The organism is Micromonospora sp. NPDC023814 (assembly GCF_040639595.1).
In the GTDB taxonomy this organism is placed as follows: domain Bacteria; phylum Actinomycetota; class Actinomycetes; order Mycobacteriales; family Micromonosporaceae; genus Micromonospora.
In genome coordinates this window covers 65880-88985 of sequence record NZ_JBFAAF010000023.1, presented here as the reverse complement: position 1 = coordinate 88985, position 23106 = coordinate 65880, and the positions used below count along the sequence as shown (strand labels likewise).

The window sequence follows — 23106 nt, the reverse complement described above, 5'->3', positions numbered from 1 at the left end:
ACCTGGTTGACACACGGAGCACGCGTACGGCCGTTACACAGTTCAACCTCACCGAACTCATCAACCAGGGCCTCGATCACCAGCCGGGACAGCCACGGACAGTTGACCCATCGGAAGCCGCCGCACCGGCCGGTTCGGCGCGTCGATCCCATCCGGGCCCGGAGCGCCGGGCCAGGGTTGCTGTGGACTGAGGTTGTCGTCATCTCGATGTCGCCCGGGGACGGTTCTCCCGCCCCTCCGGCGACGGCGACTACGCCCGGCCATCCTCACCAGAAGCCAGGTAGTCCAGGAGAGGGCGGAAAGCCGCCACATCGGCCGGATCCGCCGGCTCGATCCCGCCCGTGCCCGAAGCGCCCGGCGAGGGTTGCTGTGGGTTGGGGTTGTCGGTCATCTCGATGTCGCCCGGGGACGAGGCCTCCCGCCCCTCCGGCGACAAGCCCGGCGCCCCGGACCCCCCGGGTAGCTGGCCAGAACGCGACTGTGACCCGCTCGCGTCCTCCCTCCACGCTTTGGAGACCCCCGACTGGCTGATGAGACCGCCGGACAGCGTGGCTACCGCGGCTTGTTTAAGGCCCTTCTTCGTTCGGGCCCACTCTTGCATCAAGTACGACGTCTGTTCGTTCAGTGCGTTAGCTTTCCTTTCCAGAGATATCCCCGCTGGAAGCTGCATCGTCTCCAGGAACTCCTTCAGGTCGCTGGCGCGAGCGTCACCGGGCTTGAAGGCGACCATCTGATCCAGCAGCTGTTCCTGCTCCGGGGTCAGCTGGACAGAACCCGACTCCGACCCACCCACGTCCACCTGCCGCGTGTTCCGCCACAACTTCTGGACAGCAGAAGCGCCGATAAGGCCACCGGACCAGAAGGCCACCGACCTACCGCTGTAGGGGTGGACGTCGGGGTCGAACTGTCCATTCAGCGACCGGGCCCAGTCGTTCACCCACTCCTTCAACTCCCCCGAAGCCGTCTCCCCCGCGGGGGGCAGAACCCCGGCTGGGAGTTGCATGTCCGCCAACACCTCACGAAGGTTCCGACCGCCCCTGACGGGCCGGAAGCCAACCACGGCTTCTCGAATGATGGCGCCGGCTGGGAGCTGTCCGGCACCCGGCCTCTGGCTCACACGCCCCACCACAGCCCTCCCGCTCGCGCTGGCAGCCGGCCTGAAGGGAAACCGCGGCTGGACCACGTCCGGTGCCCCGAGCCCCTCGGGTAGCTGGCCAGAACCCGGCTGCGACCCGCCCGGGTCCGCCTTCCACGCGTCTTGGACCCCCTGGCGGCTGATGAGGCCGCCGGAAAGCTCGGCTATCTTCACCGGATGGGAGCCAGCCTTGACCTTCATCCTTCGGGCCCACTCTTGCATCAAGTTGCGCGTTGGTTCGTTTAGTGCGTTAGCTTTCCTTTCCCAAGACATCCACGCTGGGCGCTCCATCGTCTCCAGGAACTCCTTCAGGTTGCGGGGGCCGCCCGGGCTGGGCCGGAAGGCGACCATCTGATCCAGCAGCTGTTCCTGCTCCGGGGTCAGCTGGACAGAACCCGACTCCGACCCACCCACGTCCACCTGCCGCATGTCCCGCCACAAATTTCGGACCCCAGAAGCGCCGATGAGGCCACCGGACCAAAAGGCCACCGACCTGTTGCTGTAGGGGCGGACGTCTGGGTCGAACTGTCCCTTCAGCGACCGGGCCCAGCCGTTCACCCAGTCTCTCAACTCATCCGAAGCCGCCTCCCCCACGGGGGGCAGAACCATCCCGTATGGGAGTTGCATGTCCGCCAACACCTCACGGAGGTTCCGACCGCCCCTGACGGGCCGGAAGCCAACCACGGCTTCTCGAGTGACGAAGCCGGCACCAGCACCAGCACCAGCACCAGCACCGACAGCTGACACCTCAGAAGCCATCGCACCAGCCCGGCCCAACGCATCGATCCCGCCCGTTCCCGCAGCACCAGACGAGGATTGCTGTGGACTGGGGATGTCGGTCATCTCGATGTCGCCCGGGGCCAGGCCCTCCCACTCCGCCGACGCCGGCGACCACGCCCGACCGCCAAGGTCCCATTCAAGCTCACCAGCCGGGTAATCCTGGAAAGGCAGGCCAGCGTCCCCGAAAGCCGCCCCATCGAACGGATCCGACGCATCGATCGCACCCGTTCCCGCAGCGCCAGGCAAGGGTTGCAGTGGACTGGGGACGCCGGTCATCTCGAGATCAACAGTGTCCTGCGACTGCCAGCCCCCGCCCATATCGTCGGCTGGCTGTCCGGCACCGGGACTCTGGCTCACGCCCCCCGCCACAGCCGCCCCGCTCGCGCTGGCACCCGACCCGGAGGTCGGCTGCGCCTGGCCCACGCCCAGCAACCCGGACCCCTCGGCCAACTGGCCAGAACTAGGCTGCGCCCCGCCCGCGTCCGCACTCCACACGTTGCGGACCACCTCGTGGCTGATGAGGCCGCCGGACAGCATTTCTACCGTCACAGTACTGTGGTGGCGGCCGCCGTCGGAGGCCCTTTGGTCCTTCAGCCTTCGGGCCCATTCTTTCATCAAGTTCGACGTCGGTTCGTTTAGTACGTTGGATTTCCGTTGCAGAGATATCCCCGCTGGAAGCTGCTTCGTCTTCAGGAACTCGTGGAGGTTGCGGGGGCCGCCCGGGCTGGGCCGGAAGGCGACCATCTCCTGCAGCAGCCGTTCCTGGTCCGAGGTCAGTTGGTAAGAACCCGAGTGCCCGGCGCGACCCTGCGCCACGTCGCCGAGCTGTGACCCACCCGCGTCCACCTGCGGCGTCTTCTTCCACAACCTCGAGACCGCAGAGTTGCTGGTGAGGCCACCGGACCAGAGCTCCACCGACCTAACGCTGTAGGGGTGGACGTCGGGGTCGAACTGTCCCTGCAGCGACCGGGCCCAGTCGTTCACCCACTCCCTCAACTTCCCCCGAGGAGCCGTCTGCCCCGCGGGGGGCAAAACCATCCCGTCTGGGAGTGTCCTGCCCGCCAACCACGCACGAAGGTTGGGACCGCCCGCGACGGGCCGGAAGCCAACCACGTCTTCTCGAGTGACGGGGCCGGATGGGAACTGTCCGGCACCCGGCCTCTGGCTCACGCCCCCCACCACAGCCGCCCCGCTCGCGCTGGCACCCTGCCCGAAGGTCAACTGCGCCTGGCCCACGCCCAGCGCCCCGGACCCCTCGGCTAGCTGGCCAGAACGCGGCTGTGGCCCACCCACGCCCAGCCGCACCGCCTGCCACAACCTTTGCACCGCCGTTTGGCTGATGAGGCCACCGGACCGATCGGCCACCGACCTATTGGTATAGCGGCGGCCGTCGGGGTCCGACTGACCCTGCAGCGACCGGGCCCAGTCGTTCACCCAGTCTCTCAACTCATCCGAAGCCGTCTGCCCCTCGTCGGGCAGATCCATCCCGTCTGGGAGTGTCCTGCCCGCCAACCACGCACGGAGACTGGGACCGTCCTTGACGGGCCGGAAGCCAACCACGTCTTCTCGAGTGACGACGCCGGCTGGGATGTAGTGGCCCGGGTTGTCGGGGTCGTGCAGCAGGCTGACCGGCCGGCCCTCCAACGGCCCATACGCCTCCACCAGGCGCAGCCCTTCCGCCGTGGGCGTCACGACAATGATCCGACGACCGGTGGCGTGAGCCAACAACGGCAGCAAGAACCGCCCCGCCCGGGTGGCCGACCCGCTGCCCCAATCGCCGACAGCGGCGGAGACCTCAACGAACTCCTCATCCAGCAACGGCAGATCGGAGGAAGTCCACAGGCCCACCAGATGCGCCTGGGCCGACAGTGGCGACAACTCCCCCACCAAGAAACCCCGGTCATTGTCGTTGAGGAAATCCAACTGCTCCTGCGGCGCATCCGTCCACGGGGGTAGCGCCCGCCCCGCGTCGTCCAGCTCGGCAAGCGCGTCGACATACCGATCCTCGATCTCAACCGGATCCAGAAAACCCGCGTCAACGACCCGGTCACCGACACCCGCCCGCAACAACCGCACCACCCCCGCGGGATCCTGCTCCTGAAGCTCCCGCGCCCGCTGCCCCAAATACGGCAGGGAAACCCGCTGCCGCAACACCTCCACCGGCAACCCCGCCCTATGCTCGGCCAACCAGTGACCAACCCAGACCTGCAAGAACGTAGTCACCCGCGCCAGCCGGTCCCCGTCCAGCCCACCAGCCCGCCCCAACTCCGCCCGCACCCCGTCAGGATCCGACAAGAACCCCACCAAACCCGCGTCCAGAACCGGACCCAACAACTCCCCCACACCCGACGGATCCTCAGCCACCAACCCCGACAACAGCGAACCACCAACCCGCACCCCCACCGAAGGCACAGGCCGTGCGGAATCGGCGACACCACCAGCCGACCCGTCCCCCGGCTGATGGCCGGGGAAATTCGGCGGCACCGCGTAACCACGCTCCCACAACTCCTGCACGGAGGCGCGCCCCTGCGCCGCGCTGGCCGCACCCACCGGCCGCTCCGCAGGACCATGACTGCCCACCACACCCGCGTAATGAGGCTTGAGAACATCCACAATGTCCTGCAGATCCTCCGCAGACAGACTCAGGACAGTGCCATGCTCATGCGTGCCCATCAGCGACGCATCTTTCCGGTCAGGCACACCCGCCCCGTGCACCACCTCATGCACATACACCGCAGGCTCTTCACCCGCCGCCCAACGCCACTGATCAGTCTCGCTACCCGCAGCAACGACCTCGACCACCTGATGGGCCAGGGCCCGCTTCTTCACGAACTTTACTTTCCACCGCAGCTTCTTGCCGACCTCCGGCAACTCCAACTGGCTCCCGTTCAACGCGTCGACACCCGCCAGAGTGGCCTCCTTTACCTGGTGCACCTCGTCCGGAGGGCCCACCACATACAACCGCCGCCAAATAGTCCACTCCTCATCCCCCGGATCCAGCGCGTACCGCACGGCGACCAACTCACCAAACAGCCGCCCCGGCCCAGCGGCCGGGCCACCATCTCGCTGCTCACCCGACCCCGCACGACCAAACGGATTCACACCAGGCTTCGGCCGCCACAGCTCCGCATCAATCTCAACCGGCGGCGGCAGCAGTCCGAGCTCGCGGGCCTTCGCCGCGGCCTCCTCCCAACTATCGACGCCGAGTTTCACTGCCGCCTGCCTCAGCACATTCCGCACCGTCTTCGGCGTCCGCCCGATCTCCAGCCCGATGTCGTACGCGTCTGTCCGGCCCGCCGCCACGCGATAAAGCGCGCTGATCTCAGTCCGCGACAATTCCACCTCGTCAGAGGCCGACTGGCCCGGTGCCGGGGCTTTGCCGGGCAGCAGGTCGAGCCGGCGGGCCTCGGCGGCGGCTTCCCGTCGATCGTTCTTGCCCAGCGTATCCATCGCCCAGCGCACGTGGTCAACTACCGTCGACTCGCTCAGCCCGAGCTGCTCCGCGATGTAGGAGGTTTGCTCGCCCCACTCCACGCGGTGCAGGATCTCCTTCTGCCTCGGCAGCAGGCGCGGCCCCGATGCCGACTGGCCCGGTCCCACGGCAGAAGCCGGCCCAGCACCATCACCGACAGTTGCCCCCCCGGAAGTCGCCGCACCGGCCCCGCCCTGCACGGCACTGTCGTGCAGCAGTCCGCGCCGGCGCGCCTCGGGCACGACCTCTCGCCAATTGCGTACGCCCAGCTTATTTTGCAGCTGGCGCAAGATTTTGCTCACCGCAAACTCGCTTCGGTTCCCCATCAGCTCCCCGATTTGGGGAGCAGTCAGGCCCGCCGCCCGGTAGACCAGTGCTTGGATCTCAACCGGCGTCGGGTGTACCTCCGGTGCCGACTGGTCCGGTCCCACGACAGGAGCCCCCGCACCAGCACCGACAGCTGATCCCTCGGAAGCCGCCGCATGGCCCGGATCCGGCGCGTCGATCCCACCCATGCCCGTAGGGTCGGCCGAGGGTTGCTGTGGACCGGGGTTGTCGGTCATCGCGAAAGCAGCAGGGTGCTGCGACCGCCAGCCCTCGCCCACACCGCCGGTCGGCTGTCCGGCACCGGGCCCCTGACTCACACCCCCCACCACAGCCGCCCCGCTCGCGCTGGCATCCTGGCCGAAAGGCAACTGCGCCTGGCCCACGCCCGGCGCCCCGGACCCCTCGGGTAGCTGGCCAGAACGCGATTGCGACCCGCCCATGTCCGCACTCAACACTCCGCGCACCGTGTTCTTGCCGATGAGGCCGCCGGACAGCGTGGCGATGTCGTCGGACAGCGCATCCATCGAATAAATACCGGGGCGACCGTCGGCGACGAGCTTGTCCCTCGTCATTCGGGCCCACTCTTGCATCAAGTACAACATCGGTTCGGTTAGTACGTTACTTCTCCTTTCCAGAGATATCCCCTCTGGAAGCTCGATCGTCTCCAGGAACTCCTTCAGGTTGCTGGCGCCATCGCCACCGGGCTCGAAGTCGACCATCTTCTGCAGCAGATCCCTCTGCTCCGCCAACTGGACAGGACCCGGCTGGGACCCGCCCCCGTCCACCTGCGGCATCTTCTGCCACAAATCCCAGACCGAAGATCGGGAGATGAGGCCACCAGACCAACGAGCCACCGAAGATGCGCTGTAGGGACGGCCGTAGTGATAGCTGTCGAGGCCGAGCTGACCATTCAGCGATCTGGCCCAGTCGTTCACCCACTCCCTCAACGTCCCCCCAGCCCTCTGCCCCTCGTCGGGCAGTTCAATCCCGTCTGGGAGTTGTCTGATCGCCAACATCTCACGGAGGTTGCGACCGCCCTCGGCGGGCCGGAAGCCAACCACGTCCTGCCGAGTAATGGTGGCGGGAATGAAGTGGCCGGGATTGTCGGGGTCGTCCAACAGGGTGACCGGCTGGCCCTCCAACGGCCCATACTCCACCAGGCGCGGTCCTTCCACCGCAGGCTCCACGACACGGATCCGAACACCGGCGGCGTGAGCCAACAACGGCAGCAAGAACCGCCCCGCCGAGGTGACCGACCCACTGCCCCAATCGTCGACAGCGGCGGAGACCGCAACGAACTCCTCGTCCAGCAACGGCCCATCGGAGGAAGTCCGCAGGCCCACCAGATGCGCCTGAGCCGACAGCGGCGACAACTCCCCCACCAAGAAACCCCGGTCATTGTCATTGAGGAAAGCCAACTGCTCCTGCGGCACCTCCGTCCACGGGGCCAGCATCAGCCCCAGCTCGGCACGCGCCGCGGTATACCGATTCTCGATCTCCACCGGATCCAGAAAACGCGCGTCAAGGACCCGGTCGCCGACACCCGCCCGCAACAACCGCAGCACCTCCGCCGGCAACCCCGCCCTATTCGCGTCCAGCCAGCGACGAACCCCCACCTGCAAGAACGTGCTCACCCGCGCCAGCCGCTCCCCGTCCGGCCCACCACCCCGCCCCAACTCCGCCCGCACCCCGTCAGGATCCGACAAGAACCCCGCCAGATCCGCGTCAAGAACCGGACCCAACAACCTTCCCACCCACAATGGATCCGCAGCCACCAACGCCGACAACGGCGAACCACCAACCCGCACCCCAACCGACGGCACCGGCTGCACCCCCACCACCGGCGGCACCGGCGGTGCGGGCTCGACGACGACACCACCAGCACCAGCACCAGCACCAGCACCGACATCTGACACCCCAGAAGCCATCGCACCAGCCCGGCCCCACGCATCGATCCCACCCGTTCCCGCAGCACCAGACGAGGATTCCTGTGGACTGGGGATGTCGGTCATCTCGGTGTCGCCCGGGGCCAGGCCCTCCCACTCCTCCGACGCCAGCGACCACGCCCGACCGCCAAGGTCCCATTCAAGCTCACCAGCCGGGTAATCCTGGAAAGGCAGGCCAGCGTCCCCGAAAGCCGCCCCACCGAACGGATCCGGCGCATCGATCGCACCCGTTCCCGCAGCGCCAGGCAAGGGTTGCTGTGAACTGGGGACGCCGGTCATCTCGAGATCAGCAGTGTCCTGCGACTGCCCGCCCTCGCCCATACCGCCAGCTGACTGTCCGGCACCGCGCTCGGGACTCACACCCCCCACCACAGCCGCCCTGCCCGTTCTCCGCGCTTTGCGGATCGGGGTCCTGCTGATGAGGCCGCCAGCCAACGTCGTTATCGAAATGCGATCGCCGCCGGCGGTGGTGAGCCGCCCCTTCACCCTTCGGGCCCACTCTTTCATCAAGTACGCCGTCGTGTCGTTTAGTTTGTTATGACTCCTTTTCAGAGATATCCCTTCTGGACGCTCTGCCTTCGTCTCCAGGAACTCGCGAAGGTTGCGGGGGCCGCCCTGGCTGGGCCGGAAGGCGACCATCTCCTCCAGCAGCTTTTCCTGCTCCTCGGTCAGCCTGACCGGACCCGACTGCGACCCCACGTCCGGCATCTTCTGCCACAACCTCCCGACCGCCACTTGGCTGATGAGGTCACCGGACCAAGAGACCACCATCCGTTGGCTGTAGAAAAAGCCGTCGGGGTCGCGCTGACCATTCAGCGATCTGGCCCAGTCGTTCACCCACTCCCTCAACGTCCCCCCAGCCGTCTGCCCCTCGGGCAGAACCCCGTCCGGGAGCCTGTCCGCCAACCACGCACGGAGGGTCTGACCGCCCGTGCCGGGCCGGAAGCCAACCACGGCTTCTCGAGTGACGTACGCCTCCAACGGACGCAGCCCTTGTGCCGTGGGCTCCGGCACGACCCCGGCCGACCCACCAGACTCGTCCGGTTCCAGGCCGGACGGCGGCAGCTTGGGCGTCGAGAAATCCAGCTCGTCCCACGACACCGTCAATGGATCCCCCCCACCGTCATCCCCCGACTCGTAACCGGGAAATCCTGGTGGCACGGCGTGACCATCTTGCCAAATCTGCTGGACGGAGGCCGGCCCCTGCGCCGCGCTGGCCGCGCCCTGCGGCCGTTCCGTAGGACCGGGGCTGCCCACCACACCTGCGTAATGAGGCTTGAGGATGTCCACGATGTCCTGCAGATCTTTGTTGGACAAACGCCAGTCAGCACCATGCCGGTGCTGGCCCATCAGCGACGAATCTTTCCTGTCAAGAACACCCGCCCCGTGCACCACCTCATGCACGTACACCCCAGGCTCTTCACCCGCCGCCCAACGACGCTGATCAGTCCCGCTACCCGGCTCACCGACCGTGACCACCTGATGGGCCAGGGCTTCGTCCACGAACTCCACTTTCCACAGCAGCCGCTTTTTGACCTCCGGCAACTCCGAGTCGCTCTTGTTCAACGCGTCGACACCCGCCAGAGTGGCCTCCTGCACCTGCTTCACCGCAGCGTCCGACGGACCCTCCACATACAGCCGCCGCCAAATAGTCCACTCCTTATCCCCCGGAACCAGCGCGAACCGCACCGCGACCAACTCACCAAACAGCCGCCCCGTCCCGGGCATGTCACCAAACGAATTCACACCAGGCTTCCGCCGCCACAGCTCCGCATCAATCTCGATCGCCCCGACCGAGCCCGGCGAAGCCTGCTGCGACAGCCGCTGATAGCCGTCCACCCATTCCCGCCGGAACGACCCGGCCAACGACCCAAGAGCACCCGGTTCCGCCCCGTACTCCCGCGCCAACACCGCGAACCGGCGATCCGCGAGATCCGCCGGGCCGGACACCGCCTTCACCGAAGCCGCATCCACGGAAGCCGAATCCACGGAAGCCGCGTCGACGGAGGCCGCGTCGAGGGCGGCGGAGGCGGCCACGACACGGGCAGGCAGGTCCGCCATCGCCTGCCACACCACATTCGCGATCCCCTCGACCTGCGCGGCAATCGGCCGCACCGGCACACCCGACAACGAGTTGCCGCCGAGGACAGCGGCCACACCCCGATCAACCTTCTGCGACAGATCCCGCTCGACCATTCGCCGCACCGCCGCCGGCGCCCCCACCGCTTCGGTGCTGGCGGCTGACGTGTTCGTGGGAAGGTGCTGGTCCAGGTGGTAGCGGGCCGCTGATTCCGCGAGCGACCGCAACGCCTGCCGATCAAACCCCGCCAACAGGGCGGCCGTCACCTGTTCCGGGTCAGCGTCCGTACCCGCCTGCCCTCCAGCCACCACCCGCGCCACCGCCTGCTCCCGCACACCATCGAGGAACCCAGGCGCGAGCGCGGCACCCGGCAGCCCGAACCGAGACAGCAACCCGATGACGGTCTCCTCCCTCAACCGGGACGCCACCCATCCGTCAAAAACGGTCTCCACCCGCACCGGCAGGCCCACCTCACCCCGCCGTGCCCGCGCCGCCCCATCCAACAAACCGGCGTAGCGGTCCACGAGATCCCGCTGAAAACGCTGCCAGTCGCCATCGGCGCGATCGCTGTCGGCGCGATCGCCGTCGGTCTCGGCCAGCTTCGCCTCGGCCGGGATGGTGTCGGCGGGGTTGGTTAAGACCTCGGTGTCAGCCGGATTCGTCTCGGCTGAGTTTGTGTCGGCGGGGGTGGTGTCGGGATGGAGGTGGTTGGCGAGGGTGTGGAGGGCGGTTTGGTGGGCGGGGGTGGTGGTGTTGGTGGCGAGGGTGTTGAGGGTGTCTGCCCAGTGTTCGCGTTGCTCGGGGGTGAGGTTGTGGTGGGCGTCGGTGAGCGCGGCGAGGTGGGTGTCGGTGATGGGTTGGTCGTCGAGGATGCCGGCGGTGAGGTGGAGGATGTCGGCGTCGGCGTCGGCGTCGGCGGTGGGGTCGGGGTGGTGGTAGGCGAGGTGGGCGAGGGCTTTGACGGCGGTCGGATCTGCGAGTTCGGGGCGGGTGAGCAGACGGGCGAGGTGTTGTTGCCGGTCGGTGGGCGCCCCGGTAGCGGGGGTGTCGGCGTGGAGGTATTCGTAGGCGTCGTGGATGTGGCCGTATTGGGCGAGGGTGAGCAGGGCGTGGTGGGGTGCACTGGGGGTTTCTCGGGTGTGGAGTCGCCGGTAGGTGTCGTCGGTGAGGAGGTCGTGTTGGTGCGTGTCGAAGTAGTGGCGGGATGCGGCCGGGTCGGTGATGGTCAGCCACTGGTCGAGGGTGTCGGGGGCGGGTGGTGTGGGGTGGTGGATGACGTGTGCGGGCTCGGGTGCGGCTGGGGGTGGGGTGGTTGTGGTGGTGACGGTGCCGGCCCAGGAGCCGGCGGGTTTGGGTAGTGCGGGGATGAGTTCGTCGGGGGTGGTGACGTTCTGCCAGGCGTGGGCGAGGTCGGCGGCGGAGTTGGCGGTGGAGGCGGTAACCGCGGTGTTGAGGTCTTCGGTCTGTTCGGCAGTGAGGTTGTCGAGCAGTTCGTTGACGTGGCGGCGGTCGATGCGGGCGTTGATGTCGTCGGTGACGGTGCCCATGTCGCGGGCTGTGGTGTCGGGCAGCCGGTTGGCGAGGGTGTGCAGGGTGGGGTGCCAGTTGTGGCGGTGGTCGGTGTGCCAGGTGGAGGCGATGGCCCGGTAGGTGTCCAGGACGGTGGTGGCGGGGTCGAGGACGGCGGCCACGGCGCGCAGGAAGGTGGAGTCGGTGGTGGCGTGCGGTTCCGCCTGTGGTGTGGCACCCGGGTCGGCGGCGATGAGGTCCGCCAGTGCGCGCAGGCCCGCGGGGGCGGCCGGGTCGGCGGGGTTGACGGCGGCGACCGCCTGGGTGATCACGTCGTGGCGGGCTGCCGGGTTGGGGGACTGGAGGTATTGGTAGGCGGTGGTGTGTTGGCCGGTGCGGATGGTGTCGAGTAGGGCCCGGTGCAGCGGGGCCGTCGGGTCGGTCGAGCTGGACCGGGTGGCGAGTTGCGCCGCGGTGGTGTCGGCCTGCAGCGCGGCGAGATTGTCCTGCGTGAATTTTTGTGCGGCGGCCCAGTTGTCGTGGTGCAGGAGCCAGCTGGTGAGTACGTCGGGTTCGATCAGGGTGATGGCGTGGGCGCGGTCGAGGACGTCGTGGAACTGTGCGGTGGTGAGGGAGCGTTCGGTCGGGCCGGGGGTGAGTGGGTCCAGGAGCCGGTAGGTGCCGTCGGTGTCGATGCGTGCCGCGGCGGCGCCGAGCGGTCGGGCGATCCACAGCCGGGTGCCGGGTCGCAGGGTGGGTGGGCGCTGGGTCAGTGGCCCGGTGGTGGTCCATCCGGAAGGCAGGGTGGGGGCGAGCAGTCGCCGGGCCCGGCCCGCTCGTGTCTGTGCGGTGTCGGTGTCGTGGCGGGCGATCGTGGGGGCGGTGGTGGGTTCGCCGGGCAGGCCCTGGGTGATCCATTTCCGGGCGCGGTCGTCGGCGCGGTCGCGGACTTTGAGGGCGGGGTCGGTGAGTTCGCGCAGGAGGGTGGCGTGGTTGTCGGCGTCGGTGAGGACGGTCTCGGGGATGCCGAATTTCAGGGCGTTGTCTCTGGTGGTGGTGATTTCGGTCGCGCCGTACGCGGTGACGGTTTCTGTTCCGTCGCCCTTGCGGACGGTGATGTGGTAGGTGACGGGGGCGTAGATCAGGTAGACCTGGTTGTCTCCCCGGTTCCAGTTCCGGACCTCGGTGGAGGCGGTGACGTCGGTGCGGGTGATCCCGACTTCCGCATAGGCGCCGGTGGCGTCGATGTTGCCGCGGGTGACCATGAAGGGGTCGGCAGGGATGCCAGCGCCGCCGGTGAGGGTGTGGGTGTTCCGTTGGATCGCCTGGTTCGCCTGCTGCATCAGGACGGTTTCGTGGTCGTATTTCTCCAGCTCCGCCTTCGAGACGGTGGAGACCTGCAGGCTCGGGTTGAGCTCGGCCCGGATCGTGATGTCGACGTTGTCGTAGGCGGAGTTTCCCGCGACCAGGGATGTGAACCGCTTCCCGTGCTCGGTCATCATCGCGCCGGTGTTCTTGGCCAGTTTGTCGTTGGTGAGCTGAGTGGCGGACGGGTGGACGTGGTAGGCGTGCTGCTTGGTCAGCAGGCCGGTCGAGTCCACCGCGTCGAAGATCGCTTTGACGCCGTAGGCGCCGGCGACCCGGTCCCACATGTCCAGTGGGCGGGTGGTCAGCGGGATGTTGAGGCCGACGGGTGACTGGTTTCGCAGCCGCAGTGTTTCCAGCGGCACGGCCACCACTTTGTTCTCCACGACCTCGCCGGAGACCGCCTCGACGCCGCGCAACGCACCGAAGGTGCCGCCACGCTCGGACTTGATTTCCTCGATGGTGTATTGGAAGGCGACGTCCTGGTCGAATTGGGCGGTCTTGTTGAGTCGGGCTCCTTCCATCCGGAGGTCGTTCCCGCCCTCGCCGTCGATGGTGTCGTTGCGCTGGTACTTGCCGTAGGAGGCTCCCCCGCGGACGAGCACCTCGTCGGGCACGACGCCTTGACCGCCGGCGGCGACCGCGGCGGTGTAGCCGAACCCGTCTATCTGTCGGCGGACCTTCAGGTTCGCCTCGTTGTCGCGTCGGTAGACCTTCAAACCCGTGGGGCCGTCCTGCGGGTTTTCCGCCTTCCCGATCGGCCGGGCCTCAATCAACAGGAAGAAGCGACGGTCACCGCTTTCGAACGGCCAGCCCTTACCGCCGTCCCGAAGCTGCGCCACACTCGCTTCCGTCCAGGTGGGCACCGATGCGACCTTGTTGGCCAGATCGTCACCGCCGAGCTGTGTCGCTTTCGTGATCAGGTCGGCGATCAGCGGGCCGTGACCGGAGGCGCTGTCCGCGCTGGTGTGCTGCCCGATCCACATCGTGGAGAAACTGTGGTTGTCCGTCAGGCTGGCGGGCGGCAGCGGCGACATGCTCCACAACGGCGCCGACGAGGCCGCGGGCTCACCGCCGGGAACAAGATCGTACGGGTCGTCGAACTTCGCCCGGTGCTGCTGCACGTCGGTGACCCGCACATTGACGAAGACCTCACCGGTGTGGACGACCGGGGGCCCACCCGGCACCGGGATCGTGAACTCCACCTCGGAGCGGACCCACACGAACTTGTTGTCCTGGTATCCGGCTCGATAGTTGCCGAGCGTGTCCACCCGGGAATGCTCCTGACCGGAGCCGACGGTGAACCGGCCGGTGCCGGTGACGCCGAAGTTCCACCCGTCACGGTCCGGAAGCCACCTGGCTGCCTCACTGTCGAGACCGAGCCCGCCCCTGACGATGACGTCGTTGTAGACGAGGGCCATCCTGCCCTGTTCCGCGCCGTCCTGGCCCTCCTGAACCTGCTGGTTGTACGGGAACCAGAACTTGTCGACCCGCGGCCTGCCGAGCAATCTCGTCTGGAATCCGATCGTCACCGGACCGACAGGCAGCGTGCCCGCGCCGAACAAGGACCGCAACACCAACGACGTGAACAACGACGGAGTGAAGGCCTTCCACACATTGGCCGCCCCCACCCGGCCCGTCGCCACCAGACCGGCGGACAACTCCGCAAAGCCGGTAGGGTCAGCGATCGCATAGATCTGAATACCCTCGGTGGCCAGCGCAGAAGGCGTCCGCGGCGGCGGCGCGCCATCCTGCGGCGGACTGACCACGAGCGTAGTCTCATCCTCCACCGACGGCGTGCCGTCGGGTGGGGCGACGGGTGCCCTGAGCAGGGAGGTCTCGTCGGTCTCCGGCAGCGGCGGCAGCGGTGGCGGCAGCGTGCCGTCGACCGGCGGCGGGTCCGCCAGGACGTCGGGTTGCAGTACGTCCGCCGAGCCCTTGACGCTGCCCCACTGCATGGGCTCGCCGTTCCCGATGAGCCCGAACAGGTGGAAGCGGAGGTCGGCCTTGTATCGCGCCGCCGGCAACTTCTGCCCGTCGGTGTCGGCGGTCAGATAGCTGGACAGGTTCCGGCCCTGCTTCGCCGACGGGTACGTGGTTCTGCGCGCCGTCGCGCCCAGAGGAACCGGATTCGGAGCCCCGGGGTCCCGGCCGACGCCGTCCACGTTCGTCAGACCACCGGTGACGTTGCGCGCGTAGATGATGTCCATGTCGGTCACCGCGACCTGGATCTCGTACGGCGTCATCTCGATGAACCGGCTGCCGGTCACCTCGGCGGACAGACCGCCGAGCAGGGTCCGGCTGGGGTCTGTGGGCGCGTCCGGATGCGGCAACTCGATCGTCACACCGGGCCGGCTCTTACCCGCGCCGAACAGGTCGACGCGACGCGACAGCAAATTGTCGTCGGCCAACTCGTCGACCAACCGGACCCAGTTCTTGTGGGCCTGGTCCGGTTTGTTGATGCCGGCGCCGGTAGGGCCAGCCACCTGCGCCAACGCTTGCAGCGGGGTCTGCCCCTCGGCCCCCCGCGCGGCCGCCGGCAGGTAACCCAAATCCACCAGGCGCGGAACGACCCGGTTGTAGATCGCCCGGTTACCGTCGATCTTCTCGACGTGATCCATGCCCAGGCCCGCGCCGGGACGCCACCACTGCTGGCGGCTGCGATCCTTCGCCGGTTCCACCACCCCGTCCGCGATGCTCGGCGCGGGCGCGCCCATGGCGTCCAGCAACGCGACCATCCGCTGGCTGAGGGTCCGCTTCTTCTCGCTACCCGCGTCAGGCTTCGCCACCTCGGCCTGCATGCGCTCGACCAGTTTCGGGTTGGGAACGAACAACCGCTGCCCATCGGCGCGGCGCAGGTTGTACACGTCCACGGCGGCCAGCAACGCGTCGGCGGAACCGCCGTCCACCACCACGTTGTCGATCCTGGACGTCACCTCACCGTCGCTGGTCACCACCACGTTGAGCTTCGGGGCGAAATCGAAACCGACGGCCTGCAGCAGACCACCGAGCCGCTTCGACGACGTGATCAGAGCCCGGTGATTACGGCCCGCCTCCTGGCCCCGATGCCTCCGATGACGTATCCCGAACCCGAAGCGAAGACCACGGGGAATCTTGATCTGGCCGAAGAGCCCGCCACCGGCCCGCCGCCCCCGGTCCGCGCCGGCCATACTACGCGCAATGTTTCCCCGGATGTCGTCGAACCGCAGCTCGTTACTCATGTCGACCTCGCTGCGCTTGATCAGCGAGGTGATCTGCGCATCGGTCAACGTGAGGTTCAGACTGCGGCCACCACGCACCTCGTTGATGCGGAACATCCGCTGAATGTCGTCGCCCGAGTACCGGAGCTTGTCCAACTTGATCGCGAGATCAGTGTTGTTCAGCTTGCCCTCGACGACCGGCCCCCAGAAGGCGAAATCGTCCGGCGACAACTGCTGACGCAGCACTGTCATCACCCGCGCGACCAGATCCAACCTGGTGACAGCGAAGTCAAGCTTCTCCAGCGGAAACTCGGAAGGATCGCTGATCTGTTTGGGCACCAGGTAGTCCGGGTCCACCAGATGCGGATGGGCATTCGGCCCGGTGGTCGCCGGGTCCGACGGGCCGCCATTGTTCCGCAGCGTCTCGTCATGCGGCAGCAACGCCTGCGCCACCAGATACGGCAACGTGTCACGGCGGACCTCCCCCTCGGCGGTGGTGAACGTGAAGTCCCGCCACCTGCCGGTCGCACGGTCCTGCACCCGGGCCACCCACGCCACATCCACCTCGACCCGGCCACCGTCCTCCTTCATCCGCAGAAACTGGTACCGCGCCGGATTGTTGGACACGAACGACCGGGAACCCCACTGACGTGAGTGCAACGCCAGCCCGCCGACCTCGCCCTTCACCCCCACGCCGGCCTGATAACCCCCCAAGAACTCACCAAGGAACAAACTCCCGTCAAACCGAGAGCCACCCGCCTCCCGGTAGGCGAACCAACGCAACTCCGCCTTGCCCGCCGCAAGAGTGCTCCCGTCCTTGCCCCGCTTGACCCAGTTCCCCGCACCGCTGACCGGCTTATCCACCGGCACCGGCCACAACCGGACATCAAACGAACCATCAGCCGTCTCCAGCGCGATCCCCTCATCGAACGCCTTCCCCAACGACGACTTCAGCTTCTGCTCCACCACCCCCGCACTGATCGAACCCTTCGACGCCGGCGTGATCCGATTCAACCAGCCCGCCACATCCGGCACGAACGACGAAATATCCAACACATTATGGAACGACGTGATCAATTGACTACGCTCGGCGATTTCCTGCGGCATGTGACCAGGCAACGACGGCCGATACGACGCCGCCCCCTGATGATCGGCCGGCGACTTCCAACCCGCCGTCGCCAACTCGATCAACGTGCGCTCGTAGTGCACCCTGTCCCGGGCCGCCTTGTAGGCGGCGACAGCCGCCCTGCCCCCGACCAACCGGGCGACGGAACCCGCCGCGCCACCGACCACCCGGACAGCCGAACCCGCCGCCCCGCCGACAGTCCGGGCGGCAGAACCCGCCGGGCCACTGACGGCCCGGGCGGCAGAACCGGCCGCGCCCCCGACGGCGTTGGCGACCGTACCCGCCGCGGCCTCGGCCGCCCGGAAACCCGCCTCCACCTCAGCCCTCACCCGAGCTCTGACCGACGTGTCAGCCTCGGCAGCCGGCGCCTCGGACTCCCGCCCCCGCTCGTCCGGCGTCGCAGACTGGTACCCGTCCGACTCCGCCAACGACGCGGGCCGCGAGCCCTCCACGACCACCGGCGCCGGCGCCGACTGCGACGACGGCGCAGGCGCCGACTCGGTCCTGACCGGCGCACCGACCCCCGCGCTCGATTCCCGCCACCAGTTCCGGACAGTCACCGCATCGACCAGGCCCCCGGACAACGCCGCCACCGTCGCCTCGTCGTGCAGATAGCCGTCGAGGGCCACCTCACCCCGCAGCCCCTCCACCCAGGGCCGCACATATGTTTCCGCCTCCGGCCCCAGCCGTCCGTTCTCATCCAGACGCAGGGACACCCAGGACGGCAGGCGCTGGCTGTTCAGGAAATCGCGGAAACTGGTGGGCCCCCTACCATCGGCAGACGGCCGCCACCCCACCACCTCCGGCGACGGAGCCGCCAACATCGCCGCCAACCGCTCAATGTTCTGCGCATCCGTCCGGGTGTCATTCAGGAACTGCTGCGTCATCCACCGGTAATCAGCGAACCCGGAATCCTCCGTGAACCACCGGTTCCGATAATCCGCGAAATACTTACGGCGCACCCGCACCAACTTTTCGATCTGCCCGTCAGGAACCTTCCGACCAGAATCGGTGGTGTTCAACAACTCCCGGACCCGCGACTGCTCATTCCGCCGTTCCGCCGGCGAATCCGCCATCCCCTCCCACTTCTCCGCCCTACGCTGGAACAGCGTCACCACCTGGCGATAACCACCATCCAACCAATGCCAACGCGCACCACCACCCGCGAACTCCGACTTACCGAACGAACGCTGAACCTGACGACGCGCCCACGCCTGGAACGCGTGCGACTGCTCCCACTTCCGCCGCGCCCCCGACTTGTCCGCCACCAACCGCAACACGTCCATCGACAACGGCGCCGAATCGCCAACCCCCAACTTCACCTCGACCACACGACGCAAAGCCGGCACACCCAACGGCCCCAACGGCCGCACACCCCGGAAATCCTTCCGATACTGCCGGTGCGCCAACTGCACCACCGTGTCCAGAACCCGCGCATCATCCGGACCCGTGACCGTCAACCCCGCCTGCCGCGCCAGCCACCGCACCTCCAACACGCGCTCCGCCCACGGCACATACGACGACGGCGCCTCCTCCGCCCCCGCCGGACTCCGCAACCCCGACACATACTCGTCAACAAACTGGTCAGGAGTCTTCACCCCCGCCGCAGAACCCGCCTCCGGGCCGGTGTCCTCCCCCGCCACCCGGCCGTCCACGGACCTCACCGGCCCCAACACCGTGCCGAGAGTGCGGAATCCCGCCGCCCACAACAGCCCATCGCGATCCACCGACCGCTTCGCCGCGTTCAGCCGATCCACATAGCCGTCAAGCACCGCCACCTGCTCAGCGGTAACCGACTCGACCCCACCATCCACATACTCACGAACCAGCGGCAGGAACGCACCAAGACGATTCGACCCATCCCCCGACGCGCCCCTGCCCGCCCCCATCTGGACCACCGTGGCAAGCCAAGAATCATCCAACAACCCAACGAGCGAACCGCCAACCCCCTTCGTCAACTCCTGGCGAAGCCCATCCACACTCGCCCGCACCGCCGGATCGAACTCACCCCCACGCCAGTGATGCACCCGCGGCGCCCACTCCGCATCACCCAACAACAGTTCCAGGTTCGCTTTATACGCTGCCCGCACCTCATCACGAGCAGCCTCAAGCCCCTCCACCCCACGACTGATCTGAAAATCAAGAGCCGCCAACTCCGACTTCAAATCAACAAGCTCAGAGAACACCTCCTCCGGCGACCGAGGCGCAGACGGCGCAGGCAGCGTCACGGGCGCAGGCGAATGCGGGACGGCCGGCTCATCCTGCGGCAGCGGCGTCCGCGACGCCTGGTCAAAAGCCTCCCGCGACGAGTCGGGCTCCGCCGTCCGCTGCGACCCAGACGGCGCGCCGGCCAGATCCTCGGCGTCGACCGGACTGCCGGGGTCAGCCGGAGGGGGCCATTCCTCCGGTACGGCATCCAGCGTGGGCGAGTAGTCGGATCCGTCCGGGCTCGAATTCGGGTCCTCGGGAAGCGGGCCGAGCTCGGCGTCGGTCGGGTTCAGTGCGGTGTTGCGCCGGGTCGGGGGCACGAGAATGCTGGCGATCGAGCCGGTCAGGCTGCCCGCCGGGCCCGTGTTCATGCTCGAGAGGCTGGCCGCGAGATCGGCGACCGAGGATTCGCTGTCCGACTCCTCCTGTTTGTTCTGCGCGTACTCGAGCACGGCCAGCATCTGGTCCAGCCGGGCCAACGGGTTGTCGACGGTCTGGCTCTCCCACGCCATCGTCATTTTCCTGGTGAGGCTCTCCGGGCTCTCCATGACCTCGGGCTGGTTCGCGTCCGACACCACGAAGATGTAGTTGCTGTCCTTCCGTTCGAGCGGCGGGAGCTCGGGAAGCGAATCCTGCAGACCGATCCGGTTGTACTCCTCCCGGCGGTAGGTGAGCTGTTCGTAGAGCCGTTGCTGGTGCTCGTCGAACGTTTTCGAGGTCTTGCCCTTTTCGAGCTTCGGGACCCGCTCGTCGTAGGACCCCTGGGAACGGACGACGTACTCGCCCGCCCTCTCGATCTTGTTCTCGCCGACGAACTCCCACGCGACGACACGCAGGCCCTCGATTTCGCGCCGGTCGACCTTCTCGAAGAGAATCTTCGCCTCGGTGTTGTGCAGGACGCTCGGTATCATCACCCCCCGGTACACGTGGGCGTCGATCATCCCGTCGGTGACGGCCACGAGCTGGTGGGAGAACTGTTCCCACATCCGGTTGAACCCGGGCGGGTAATTGAAGAAGCTGCCGGTGCCGAGCATGATGTTGTCGAAGATCTGCCCACCGGGCGTCGCCTCGAGCATCCGGTTGCCGCTCTGCTCGGTGATCCGTTCGGCGACGGCGGGGCCGATCTTGCCCCAGAGGGCGAGCTTCGACCGGAAGTATTGCACGGCTTCTGGGAACTGGACGTCGAAGTCGGTGTCGTGCTGGTGCTCGAACCACCACTTGGCCCGGACGGAGAAAGCGTGGTTGTCCGCCATCAACTGCGCGAACGGGGCGACCCGGTCAGACCCGAACCGCTTGACGACCTCGGCGTCGATCTCGTCGTTGGTCCTGCCCGCAGCCTTCAGCCGGAGCTCGAACTCCATCTGTTCCTTGAAGCCCTGGTAGGCGGCTCTCAGTTCGGGGTTGTTCCACAGCTTGTCGTAGCGGGACATGCGGAACTCGATCTTGCGCCAGTCTTCCTCGGCCCTCCCGAAGTCGATCGTCGAGCCCTGCGGGGGCCCGGCAACCCCGCCCATCGCGGCCAGATCCTCATGCTCCGCAACGGTCGTGGTCGCGGCGTCCCCCACCCTCGACGGCGGTCGTGGGGTGCCCACGCCGTCGGTGGTCGCCACGAACCGCAACCGGCCAGGCTCAGCCGGCCCCCAAGCCAGCCCACCCCGCTGACCGTCGAGGAACACCACCTTCCCGTCATAGGTGCGCATCACGTTCACGGCATGGGAAACCGTGTCGCCCTCACCAGTCGTCACCAGCACACCCCGGGCGCCGGGCTCCGCCGCGGCCATGACCTCCGCCACCGCGTCGTAGTCGGCCACCTCCACCAACGGCCGACCCGCGTACCGCTGCAACCACGCCACCGGCAACATCTTCTCGGGCGGCACCTGCCAACCCACTGCGTCCGCCAACGACATGTCAGTACCGATCGCCGTCAAGATGCAGTTGGTCTCGTAACCGTCAACGTCAACGTCAACGCCACCAGGGCGCTGGTTCACATCGCCCAACCAGGGGAACCAGATCGACACATCAGCCGGCGACATCTGACTCGGTAGCAGCACATCCCCGCGCCCCGACACACCAGCCACATCCGGTGGGGAGTCCGACCCGACCGATTCAGGGCCGTTTTCCGCGGCAACCGGCCCAGCCGGCACGTCGGACAACCCCGCCGGCCCGGCAGCACCATCGGACACGGACCACAACTGCACCGTCGAGTTCGCGGCGCCGCCGGCCATCCCCCACCGGCCCGGCCCCACCTGCCACGACGTCAGCGCCAGCAACCCGGCGGGGGCTTCCACCGTCTCGATCAACTCGCCGCTGTCCGCGTTCCAGATCCGTACCGTCCCCTCCGCGCTGGCCGCGGCCACCAGCCGACCCGTCCCCGCCTGCCACGACGTCACCGTCGCCCACTTCGTGCCGTCGGTGGTTCCCAAGGTCCGCAGCAACTCGCCGCTGTCCGCGTTCCAGATCTGCACCGTCCCGTCGACTCCGGCGGAGGCCACCAGCGGCCCCGACTCCGACGGCCACGACGTCAACGCGTACACCGAGCCGTCGTGGCGGGTGAACCTTGCGGTCTCCACACCACGGTTCGCGTCCCAGACCAGCACCAGCCCGTCGCCGTCGGCAGAGACCAGCAGCGGGCCCGACGCCCCCTGCAACGACGTCATTGCCAACACCGGGCCCTCGTGGCCGGGCAGCCTCCGCTCCACACCGCTGGCCGCGTCCCAGATCCGCACCGACCCGTCCATGCTGGCGAAGGCCACGAGGCGGTCCGGCCCCGCCTGCCACGACGCCACCGCCGACACCGAGCGGTCGTCGTCCTCCAACCTCTGCCGCTCCACACCGCTGGCCGCGTCCCAGATCAGCACCGTCCCGTCATTGCCGCCGGAGGCCACCAGCCGCTCCGCCCCCGCCTGCCACGACGTCACCGCCGCCACACCGCCGTCGTGGCCCTCGAACGTCACGAGCGGCTGACCGCTGGCCACGTCCCAGATCCGCACCGACCCGTCCTCGCTGGCGGAGGCCACCCGTGGGCCCGGCTCCCCCTGCCACGACGTCACCGCCCACACCATGTCGTCGTGGCCGGTCAGCGGACCCCGCTCATCCGGCACAACGGACATCTGTCCATCGGACACGGACCACAACTGCACCGTCGAGTTCGCGGCGCCGCCGGCCATCCCCCACCGGCCCGGCCCCACCTGCCACGACGTCAGCGCCAGCAACCCGGCGGGGGCTTCCACCGTCTCGATCAACTCGCCGCTGTCCGCGTTCCAGATCCGTACCGTCCCCTCCACGCTGGCCGCGGCCACCAGCCGACCCGTCCCCGCCTGCCACGACGTCACCGTCGCCAACATCGTGCCGTCGGTGGTTCCCAAGGTCCGCAGCAACTCGCCGCTGCCCGCGTTCCAGATCTGCACCGTCCCGTCATTGCCGGCGGAGGCCACCAGCGGCCCCGACTCCGACGGCCACGACGTCAACGCGAACACCGGGCCCTCGTGGCCGGTGAACCTTGCGGTCTCCACACCACCGTTCGCGTCCCAGACCAGCACCAGCCCGCCGTCGTCGGCAGAGACCAGCAGCGGGCCCGACGCCCCCTGCAACGACGTCACCGCCAACACCGAGCCCTCGTGGCCGGCCAGCCTCCGCTCCACACCGCTGGCCGCGTCCCAGATCCGCACCGACCCGTCCATGCCGCCGGAGGCCACGAGGCGGTCCGGCCCCGACTGCCACGACGCCACCGCCGACACCGAGCGGTCGTGGCCCTCCAACCTCCGCCGCTCCACACCGCTGGCCGCGTCCCAGATCCGCACAGTCCCGTCATTACCGGCGGAGGCCACCAGCCGCTCCGACCCCGCCTGCCAAAACGCCACCCCCATCACACCGCCGTCGTGGCCCTCGAGCGTCACAAGCTGCTGACCGCTGGACACGTCCCAGATCCGCACCGACCCGTCCTCGCTGGCGGAGGCCA

At 67.9% G+C, this 23106-nt stretch carries 1 protein-coding gene (cut by a window edge); it reads right to left on the bottom strand.

Annotated features, from left to right (window positions below; all coding sequences use genetic code 11):
* Positions 1-250 precede the first annotated feature (250 nt).
* Positions 251-23106: the 3' portion of a toxin glutamine deamidase domain-containing protein gene (locus tag AB0G14_RS15025; RefSeq protein ID WP_357697538.1), read on the bottom strand. 18520 nt of this gene lie beyond the right edge of the window; only the last 22856 of its 41376 coding nucleotides appear in the window; its start codon lies off the right edge, out of view — the gene reads right to left on this strand; the stop codon is at positions 251-253.